The sequence below is a fragment of the Shewanella sp. 4_MG-2023 genome (genome assembly GCF_030548015.1).
Lineage (GTDB): Bacteria > Pseudomonadota > Gammaproteobacteria > Enterobacterales > Shewanellaceae > Shewanella.
The window spans coordinates 43,190-54,005 of record NZ_JAUORL010000019.1 but is presented as its reverse complement, the minus strand read 5'-3'; the positions used below and the strand labels follow the sequence as shown (position 1 = coordinate 54,005).

Annotated in this window: 8 protein-coding genes; 2 read left to right on the top strand and 6 right to left on the bottom strand. The window is 38.7% G+C overall.

The window, feature by feature from the left end; all coding sequences use genetic code 11:
• Positions 1-58: 58 nt before the first annotated feature.
• The 5 genes from Q4546_RS11975 to Q4546_RS11955 all read right to left on the bottom strand — a co-directional run bounded on the left by Q4546_RS11975 (position 59) and on the right by Q4546_RS11955 (position 5,800).
• Complete coding sequence (locus Q4546_RS11975) at positions 59-1,096, bottom strand: glycoside hydrolase family 43 protein (RefSeq protein ID WP_303413018.1); 1,038 nt, start codon at positions 1,094-1,096, stop codon at positions 59-61.
• A gap of 93 nt (positions 1,097-1,189) precedes the next feature.
• Positions 1,190-2,548, bottom strand: a complete 1,359-nt coding sequence (locus Q4546_RS11970) for an MFS transporter (RefSeq protein WP_303446332.1) — start codon at positions 2,546-2,548, stop codon at positions 1,190-1,192.
• Positions 2,549-2,690: 142 nt separating this feature from the next.
• Positions 2,691-3,407, bottom strand: a complete 717-nt coding sequence (locus Q4546_RS11965; RefSeq protein WP_102435451.1) for an NUDIX domain-containing protein — start codon at positions 3,405-3,407, stop codon at positions 2,691-2,693.
• Between the two features lie 288 nt (positions 3,408-3,695).
• Positions 3,696-4,730, bottom strand: coding sequence for a LacI family DNA-binding transcriptional regulator (locus Q4546_RS11960; protein WP_102435453.1), 1,035 nt, complete (start codon positions 4,728-4,730; stop codon positions 3,696-3,698).
• Between the two features lie 113 nt (positions 4,731-4,843).
• Entirely contained in the window at positions 4,844-5,800 is a 957-nt protein-coding gene (locus Q4546_RS11955; protein WP_303446331.1) for a Gfo/Idh/MocA family protein, read from the bottom strand.
• A gap of 200 nt (positions 5,801-6,000) precedes the next feature.
• On the opposite strand from Q4546_RS11955, the gene xylB reads away from it, so the two are divergent.
• The gene (xylB, locus tag Q4546_RS11950; RefSeq protein ID WP_102435456.1) at positions 6,001-7,458 is read left to right on the top strand and encodes a xylulokinase; all 1,458 of its coding nucleotides are present in this window, start codon (positions 6,001-6,003) and stop codon (positions 7,456-7,458) included.
• Between the two features lie 50 nt (positions 7,459-7,508).
• Entirely contained in the window at positions 7,509-8,828 is a 1,320-nt protein-coding gene (xylA, locus tag Q4546_RS11945; RefSeq protein WP_102435458.1) for a xylose isomerase, read from the top strand.
• A gap of 115 nt (positions 8,829-8,943) precedes the next feature.
• Here xylA and Q4546_RS11940 read toward each other — a convergent pair whose 3' ends face one another.
• Positions 8,944-10,539, bottom strand: coding sequence for a glycoside hydrolase family 43 protein (locus Q4546_RS11940; RefSeq protein WP_102476767.1), 1,596 nt, complete (start codon positions 10,537-10,539; stop codon positions 8,944-8,946).
• Between the last annotated feature and the right edge of the window lie 277 nt (positions 10,540-10,816).

Genomic DNA, 10,816 nt, shown 5'->3' with positions numbered 1-10,816 from the left:
ATTGACCATAACTTATTTAGGCAAATAAAAATGCTGCTATCCAGCTTTATACAAAGCATTACTCATATGCTGTTACGGTTATTATTTGACCGTCTGAATCATGGTGTAATTGTGTTTTTTTCACACAACGTAAATGTGTTTGACCCGAAGATAAACTGGCATCATGGTAGAATAAAAACCACTTTCCTTGATGCTCCACAATTGAATGATGGTTAGTCCAACCTAAAACGGGATTTAATATCACACCTTGATATACAAATGGCCCATAAGGATTATCACCAATACCATAAGCAATATTATGGGTATCTCCAGTAGAGTATGAAAAATAATATTTCCCATTATGTTTATGTACCCAAGACGCTTCAAAGAAACGACGTTGGTTATCTGCTGTGGTGATTGGATGACCCTTTTCATCGACAATAACGATGTCTTGAACCTCTTCGGCTAAAGACAACATATCATCTGATAACTTTGCCATTTTGGCTGGCAATGCAGCTTGCTCATCTTCAGGGTAAATGTCTTGCTGACTAAACTGGCCTTCATGCCAATTTTGTAATTGCCCGCCCCATAAACCACCAAAATATAAGTAATAACTGCCATCATCATCTTCAAAAACAGCCGGGTCTATACTAAATGAACCTTCAATATAATTATCTTCAGCAACAAACGGTCCTGCTGGTGAATGGCTTGTTGCAACGCCAATTCTAAAAATACCTTGTAAATCACGAGCCGGAAAATAAAAATAATAAGCGCCATTTTTATGAGCAGCATCTGGCGCCCACATTTGCTTACTGGCCCACTTAACATTTTCTACACTCAGAGCAACACCATGATCAATCACGTCATTAGTATCATTATCAATAGATAAAACATGATAATCTTTCATGGCAAAATGATCGCCATCGTCATTAATTTGAGTATCAGTTTCTATATCATGTGAAGGATAGATATATATTTTATCCTCAAACACATGAGCAGAAGGATCGGCTGTATATATATGAGATACTAATGGTTCATCCTTCTGTTTAAAAGAATGAGCATTTTCAATATCCAATTGCTGCTTCCTTTCAGCATCACTTACTTCTTTATTAATCATGGTTTCCCTTTTCTATTTAACCTTAGCACCCAATACAACACCAAGATTTCAACGAATACTTTTAAATTAACAATTTTCAATAATTAAAAGTAACTAGCTGCATTTTGTTTCAAGTAGATTTAATTGAATTTTTTTAACTTCCATTTCTGTTAAACGATATTTACTAATGACAAATAAACAGATGATGGTGCACGCAATAGGTATTCCGGCAAAGGCCAATAAAATGCCTGACAATGTATGTTCAGTTTGTACTTCATTAGGGACATAGTCATACGCAGACAATATCCAACCAGCTAATGCGCCACCAATAGCAAACCCAAATTTAATGGCTAACAAATGCCCTGAAAAAGTGATAGCCGTTAAACGTTTACCCATTTTCTCAACGCCGTAATCAACAGTGTCAGCAACCATTGAAAACATAATGGGCGTTATGATCATATGGGCAAAGTTGGCGATGAAGTAAGTAATAAAGATAAGTGTTATTTGGTCACTGCCTATGACATAAAATAATGAATGTGAAATTATCACTACCACTAATGCCACCTGAAACAGGATCTTTTTCTCAATAAACTTAGACAGGAAATTAGTCGATATCGCACCAAGTACTGAACCCACTGCTGCCAATGTTAAAAAATTCGATAGCAGCGATTCATCACCGATGTAATATTTAATATAATGCGGTGCAACAGATGCTCGAATACCGATAAGAATTAACGTCGCTAGACTAATAATGGCAATGACTAACCATTGATCATTTTTAAATAACTGAAAGAAATCTTTAAAAATACTCTGAGTCGAGCGTTTACTCGCATCCGTGTTAGTGAGTGTTTCTTTGGTCATTGCAAAACACATTAAGAAACAGATAGCGGCTAATGTCCCCATGAAAATCATTGCTAATGGATAACCTACAGCATCATTCCCTTGACCAAAATATTCGACTAACCTTGGTATTGCCCAAACAATAACCACCAGCGCAGCCATCGCCATGGCAAATCTAAAAGATTGTAAAGAGGTCCTTTCTTTAGGATCTGAAGCCATCACCCCACCTAAAGCACCATATGGAATGTTAATTGCCGTGTAACATGTCATTAGCAGCCCATAAGTCACGTAGGCATAAATCAACTTACCCGTACTATCAAAATCAGGGGTGATAAACGCTAAGCAGGCTAAAACGCCATAAGGTACTGCTAACATTAGAATGTATGGACGGTATGAGCCCCAACGAGTACGAGTTCTATCTGCTAGACCGCCCATGATAGGGTCAGTTAATCCGTCAAAAAGCCTAACCGATAACAATAAGGTTCCGGCTGCTGCAGCTGAGAGACCATAAACATCGGTATAGAAAATCAACATAAAGTTGGCGACCATTTGAAACACGATGTTACTTGCAGTGTCTCCTAGGCCATAGCCAAGCTTTTCTTTAATGGTGAGTTTCTTATTCGTCTTTTCCATTACCATTACATTCCAATTAAAGGTTATAGTCACAAACACTATATCAATTAATTAACATTGTAAACAGCTTTAGGTAATTATTAACAGGATGTAAAAAAAAGACAGCGATTGCTGTCTTTGATGGGGTAGCAAAACTTATGTTTTAGTATTCAAAGGTATAACCGAATTGCGTCAGCTTTTCATAAACATCAATGTCAAAACGGTACAATGCGGCAGCGCGATGTGCCACATTACGTTGTTTTTCTTTGCAATCTATCAATAAATCCATCTTTAAAATTTTTCGACGAAAGTTAGGTTTGTCTAAGGTTAAACCCAATATAGATTCATACAATTCTTGCAGTTGTAATAAAGTGAACTTCTCAGGTAATAGACTGAAACCTAAGGGTTCATGTCTTACTTTGTATTTTAAATGATTTAAGCAGCTGGCGAGAATGTTGCCATGATCAAACATTAATTTAGGGACTTGTCTCACATCAAACCATTCACACTCAATAGCATTGGCACCATGAGCTAAATCAGTGTCATCAAAACGCACTAATGAATAAAAAGCAATGGTAATAATACGTCTGGCAGGATAACGGTCAACATCACCAAATGCACCTAGCTGATCTAAGTACAAGTTTTCGACACCCGTGGTATTTTTAACGACGCGAGATGCCGCCGTTTCAAGATTCTCATTACTGCGTACCCAGTGTCCAACGAGCCCCCACTGGTTAGTTGCAAGCCCTTGATTGTATTTAACGAGCAATACTTTTAGCTTACCTTCATGCAGGGTAAAAATAAGATTATCAACGGTTAAGTTACTAATACAATCAGCTGGAATCGTTTCTTCATTAATAACTTCGTTTATAAAGTTCACGGGGGGTATCCAAATAATAGAGCAAGCAATGTGATACAACTTGAGGGGATGTAGCAGTCAATAGCTAGCTAAACACCCTATTCTAAAGTCATACACAACAGAAATTTATAAAACACTTTACTCATCAAAATCATAATTGTAAATGACTGATACAATTTCAATTTATACTTTGAGAGACTGAAAAGTTAAATGTTGAGTGCATAAACACCCAAGTGTAAACGTGTGTTTATGCCTCCAAATTTTTGATGTGAGTATTGTTAAAACCAGTTTATTAACACTTTTAGTCGTTTACGTGTTCGCTTTACTCGACTCTCTTTGGATAATAGTAAAGTCTAGAATGTTGCGTAGTTGAGTGCCTTTTAGATCAGAAAAGTCTTTATTTTTATTAGCGGTAAATAAACTCACCGCTAACTTGGCCATGTCATTGATAGGTTGCCTAACCGTAGTGATGTTTGGCCATACAATCGTAGCAAGCGTTGTATCATCAAAACCGACAACAGATAAGTCATTAGGGACATTCAGCCCTTGGTTTTGGGCAATTGATATGACTGCGGCAGCCATATCATCATTAGCTGCAAAGATAGCGCTAGGTTTATCAGTTAACGACAACATTTTCTTCGCAGCTAACATTCCAGATTGATAGCTAAAGCAACCTTGCTCTATGTATTCCGGTGGGGTATTTATTCTATTTGAACGCAGTGCATCTAAATAACCTTGATAGCGTAAACGACTAACCCCTTGCTTCGGATCACCAATAATATGGCCAATTTTATGATGACCTTGTTTTATTAGTGTTTCCGTTAAATCAAAAGCGGCTTGATAGTCGTCCATACAAATATAGGGTGAAACAGTTAATTGACTATCCGGCGCGACTCTTACAAACGGAACATTAGCCCGTTGTAAACAATCAATTATTTCCTTTTGGTCACAAACCGGAGGCAGTAAAATTATTCCATCCACTTTGGTTTCGTTAATCAGATCATTTACTGATTGCAGTGTTATATCAAGGTTATTGTCTGCTTCATCTACCACGAGGTGAAACCCTTTAGCACGACAGTTTTTCAATGCACTTAACAAAAACTGGCTAATATAGGCATCACTTGGATTGTCATATATTAACCCGAGTAAATAGGATTTATTACTGGCTAATCGACGTGCAGATTCATTAGGTCGATAGTGTAACTGCTTAGCCACAGCTAGCACTTTACTGCGAGTATTATCACTGACGTTAGGATCTTGGTTTAAAACCCGCGATACTGTCATCATTGAGACACCAGCTGCTAATGCGACATCCTGTATGCGTGCTTTTTTTACCTTACCCATAACTTGCCTACTCATCATTATCAGGTCAAAAATATAAACAGCTACTCACGTACTTCATAAATATATCGTTAATATTAAAAAACTTAATGATACAGAAACACTAACCTTAAGCCTTAAATAAGCGCCTTAACCTTGGCTAACTGTACTTGAAACAATAAGCTATGTTGATGGGTAACCACTGCACTTTCAGCCTTGCCCTGCTTAATCAGTCGGCATGCTTCATCTGCCTCAAAGTGATAACCTAATGATTGTCTATCATCACTAAAACTTTCGATTAAATCATCAAGATGAAATAAATGACATTCTTTCGCTCTAAATGCATCAGGGATCAAGATGTAACCCTTATCGCCAATAAGATAAGCATTATTACCCAATCGGCATTGAAATGAGGTTGCAAGACTGACCATCACATCATCCCTTTTGCCAATAATGATGACATCATCTTCCACACCTGTTTCGCAGACATGTGCTTGAACATAGAGATTATCGATATCAGACTGTAGGAAGTAATCTGCAATTGCCAAGGGATAAATTCCCATATCCAATAAACAACCACCCGCCAATTCAGCATTATATTCTCGGCCATCTGGGTTAAACGGCACGGGATAACCAAAATCAACTTTAATGTGCTTAAGCTTGCCAATTCGGCCATCATTTAACCATTGCTTAGCTTGTTGCATCGCAGGTAAAAAGTAAGTCCATAAGGCTTCCATCAGCAGCAAGCCTTTATCTTGGGCTAAGGTGACCAAAATTTGGCATTGCTCTGTTGAAACTGTCATCGGTTTTTCGCACAGTACATGCTTTCCAGCAGTCAACGCATCGAAGGCTTGTTGAAAGTGAAAATTATGTGGGGTGCCGATATACACAATATCAACCTTTGGATCATCAAATAATGCTTGGTAGCCTTGATACGCTTTTTCAACCTGGTATTGCTTGGCAAATTCATCGGCATCAGTTTGCTTTCTGGCTGCTACCGCATATAAATGGCTATTCTCAGAAAAGACTAAGTCCTGACAAAATAAAGCTGCAATCCTTCCTGCGCTAACAATCCCCCAATTTAGCTTGGCCATACTTTACTCCCTTTATATTCATCAAATTGCCTTATCAAAAGCGATTTATCGCGCTGTAAAACCTGCGCTATCTGCTATTAACTCGATTAACAGCCAACCAAAGTTAACATTAATGAAACAAAATACACTTGATAGATTTAAAACTCAATGATAATGTTAGCGCTAACAAAAAATAGAAACTCATAACAACGGATAGAATTATGTACCTTGGAATAGACTTAGGAACCTCTTGTGTGAAGGTCATTATCTTAGACAATAATGATCAGTTGTTAGCACAAGCCAGTTCAGCACTGACAATATCTCGTCCCCACGACCAATGGTCAGAACAAGATCCAAATCATTGGTGGCAAGCTACCTGTTCAGCGATGGCAGAGCTTAAAACCCAAAAGCCTGAATTACTCAAAGCGATTAAGTCTATTGGTTTGTCAGGTCAAATGCATGGGGCGACTTTACTAGATAGCGACAACCAAGTTATTCGTCCGGCGATATTATGGAATGATGGTCGAAGCGAAATTCAATGTAAAACCTTAGAAGAAAATGAACCCAACTCGCGTAATATTACCGGTAACATTGCGATGCCAGGCTTTACTGCACCAAAGTTGTTATGGGTAAAAGAGCATGAACCTGAAAACTTTAACAAAGTATCCAAGGTATTATTACCTAAAGATTTTTTACGTTTCAAAATGACTGGGGATTTTGCATCAGACATGTCTGACTCCGCAGGTACCCTGTGGTTAGATGTCAAGAATCGTTGCTGGTCTGAAGCGATGCTAACGGCAACTTCTTTAAGCATTGAACATATGCCGCAGCTATTTGAAGGCACAGATATAACAGGCAAGTTAAGCCCGAATATTGCCAGTTTATGGGGCATGGATTCTGTGCCTGTTGTTGCTGGCGCGGGTGACAATGCCGCTGGCGCAATTGGTATCGGCGTGATTAAGCCAAACCAAGCATTTTTATCTCTAGGCACGTCTGGCGTTTATTTTGTTGCAAATGAGCAATATTTACCTAATCCAGATAACGCTGCCCATACTTTTTGTCACTGTTTGAGTGATACCTGGCATCAAATGTCGGTGGTATTAAGCGCGGCAAGTTGTTTGAGTTGGGTGACAAAACTAACAGGTTATGGCAATGAATCAGCCCTACTAGAACAAATCGCTAAATGTGATTTTAGTCAGCCAAACTCAGTGTTGTTTTTACCTTACCTTTCTGGTGAACGAACCCCGCACAATAACCCGAATGCCAAAGGCGTTTTCTTTGGTTTAGACCATAACACCACTGCTGCCAGCCTTGGCCGCGCAGTATTAGAAGGTGTGGCATTTGCTTTTGCTGATGGTCAACAGGTGTTACTAGATGCGGGTGCAACCATTGATGAAATTACGGTTATTGGCGGTGGTTCAAAAAGTCGATTATGGGGAGATATTCTTGCTAGCGTATTGAACCGTTCACTTTCATACCGTGAAGGCGGTGAAGTCGGACCGGCATATGGCGCAGCAAGGTTAGCAAGAATTGCTGTAGAACAGAGTCCTCTTGAATCAATCTGCACCAGTGGCAAGCTTGAACACCTGGTATTACCTAACCCTGAAATGCAAGTTTATTACGCCGATCAATATCAAAAATTTAAAGCCTTATACCAAGCAACCAAACATCTATTTTAATAATTAAACCCTTAAATAGTATTAAATTAACTAAAAGAAACGGAGTCAACATGAGCGAACAATTTTTTAATAATATCGAAAAAATCAAATACGAAGGCGAAGCCAGTAAAAACCCTTTAGCATTTCGTTACTACGACGAAAATCGTGTCGTTCTTGGTAAAACAATGAAACAACATTTGCGTTTTGCCGCTTGTTACTGGCATAACTTCTGTTCAACGGGTTTTGATATTTTTGGTGAAGGTACCTTCGATCGCCCTTGGATCCAACCTGTAGGTGATCAACTGGCTCTAGCTGAACAAAAAGCCAAGGTTGCATTCGAATTTTTTGAAAAGCTTGGTGTACCCTATTTTTGCTTTCACGACACCGATATTGCTCCTGAAGGCGCAACGTTAAAAGAAAGCCATGCTAACGTAAACCACATTGCAGACATTCTAGAAAAAGAAATGCAGCGTACTGGCGTTAAATTACTTTGGGGTACAGCTAATCTGTTCTCAAATAAACGTTTTTGTGCAGGTGGTGCTACGAATCCAAACCCTGAAGTGTTTGCCTATGGCGCAGCTCAAGTAAAACACGCAATGGAAGTGACTAACCGTTTAGGTGGCGAAAACTACGTGTTATGGGGCGGCCGTGAAGGTTATGATTCGCTACTGAATACTAACTTAAAGCAAGAAAGCGAACAGTACGCACGCTTTTTAAAAATGGTAGTAGAACATAAACATAAAATTGGTTTTAAAGGCACTTTGTTAATCGAGCCTAAGCCTCAAGAACCGACTAAACATCAATACGATTATGACACTGCAACCGTCGCAGGCTTCTTACACAAGCACGGTTTACAAGATGAAATTAAAGTAAATATTGAAGCTAACCACGCAACCTTGGCTGGACACAGCTTCCATCATGAAGTAGCTGTAGCATGTGCTGAAGGCATTATGGGCAGTATCGATGCTAACCGTGGTGATATGCAAAATGGTTGGGACACAGACCAATACCCTAACGATGTTGCTGAATGTACCTTAGTGATGTACGAAATTTTAAAATCAGGTGGTTTTACAACCGGCGGATTAAATTTCGATACAAAACTTCGTCGTCAATCGTGTGAAAATGATGATTTATTCCATGGTCACATTGGTGGTATGGATACCATGGCTAAATCACTACTTAATGCAGCACAACTTATTGAAGATGCACCGTTATCTTCATTTGTAGAGCAACGTTATGCAGGCTGGAATAAAGGACTTGGTAAAGATATTTTTGATGGTCAACATAGCTTAGAAAGCTTAGCTAAGGTAGTCCATGAGCAGAATATCAATCCAACATCGGTTTCTGGACGCCAAGAATTACTTGAAAATGTGGTTAATCGCTATATTTAAAATTGATTTCTAATAAACCTCTTTGCTTGTGGTTTAAATGAATGTATAGAAAATAGGCCATCTTATTTTAAGATGGCCTATTTTTTTAACGCTGATTTATTAAGATGTTAAATCGCTAATGCTTTTCTTGATAATCAAAATAGTTAAACTCAGCGGCAATATTTGCGCCGGTTAAATCTTGGCAACACATCCCAATAAATGCACCAGTAAAATTAGCGCCTTCACCCTTTCCTGCTTCATCAGAAATAACACTGTAATCTAATTCGCAAATAGGTAACCACACATCCTTCTCAACCGAATAACTAAAGGTCAGCAGCTCATTATCAACTTCAGCCCTAAGGCTCACAGTCTCGCTGCTAATTGGCAGCCGTTTTTGATAAATGGGAAAATCAGCTTTTAAAGATTCATCACCCAAACAGCTCATAACATCGATATGCACACCTTTTTCATCATCATATGAAACATACAAATAATGAAACTTATGCGCATTGTAATAGCAAATTAACCCTGCTTGTTGCTGAAAGCTCATTGGTTTAAAGCGTAATTGAGTTTGTGCCACAAAAGATAAATGCTGTTGTCTTCTCGCGATAAGTGCCTGTTTAAAGGTACTACCTACAGAATGTTTACCATACAAAGTCAACGCGCCAGGCTTATCCGTTAAACTATAAAAACATTCAGGATTTGGGATTCTCAACCATTGATAATGGCAGGGTAATATCGAGGTTGAAAAGTCATCATAATGTGAGAAATCTCTTTTGGGTGTAACGGTTAAGCCTATAGGATTAACCTCACCATACACTTCACCCGATGCCAGCCTAAACCAAGCATCATCATGTAATATTAATGCTTGAATACCGGTTTCTCGCCCTAACGGGCTGCGCTTAACACCATCATCTAGTTTTAGCGGCCTAGAGAGCAGATGGGTTAAATACCATTGCCCTTCTTGAGTTTGAACTAAACCTCCATGACCTGTTCGCTGTAAGGGTTTATCGAGATGATCTTTAGACGTCAATAGATGTACATTGGGATCAATCTCATAAGGACCCGCGATATGCTTTGAACGCGCAAACGTGCAAGCATGTTCATAACTGGTGCCACCTTCTGCCGTTAATAAATAATAATAATCATTTATCTTATACAAGTGTGGGCCTTCTGTAAGGCGATGAGGGCTACCAGCAAATATATTAACTGCTGTGCCAATTAACTTTTGCTGTTTGTGGCAATATTGCTGCAATACTATCCCTGCAAAGGGATGTTTATTTGGTCGATGATCCCACAGCATATTAACTAACCATTTACTGCCATCGTCATCATGAAATAATGATGGGTCAAAACCACTGCTATTTAAATAAACCGGGTTACTCCATTCACCATCAATGGTGCTACACGTCGTTAGATAATTAGGGGTATCTTTAAAATTTCCATCAAATCGTTTTACATTGGTATAAATGAGATAGAACAAACCTTCCGCATAACTCAAACAAGGCGCCCAGATACCACAGGAGTCAGGACAACCTGTCATATCCAGTAGTGCAGCCCGATTTAATGGCCTACTCACTAATGTCCAATTAACCAAATCCACAGAATGGAAAATTTGAACTCCGGGATACCATTCAAATGTCGACACGGCAATGTAATAGTCATCGCCTACTCTGACAATACTGGGGTCGGGATGAAACCCTGGTAAAATTGGGTTTATTTGTTGACTCATAAGCAACCTGTTTTGTAACGACAAAGTTAAAAAGTGAGTTATTTTATATCACACAACAGTTGTTAGCGCTAACATTAGGGGTGGAGTTATTGCTAAAAAAGCTTATTTTTCAATGTTCATTCACCAAAAAACTGACATATTAATTGCTTTTATATCAACTAAATAATTACTGTTTAATAGACTCTACTGAATGATACATGTGTCATATAACGGATAGGTTTAGGGCTAAATTTGGTTGGCGTGTATGTCGGACTTTTGCTGATATTTAAGAAAATGG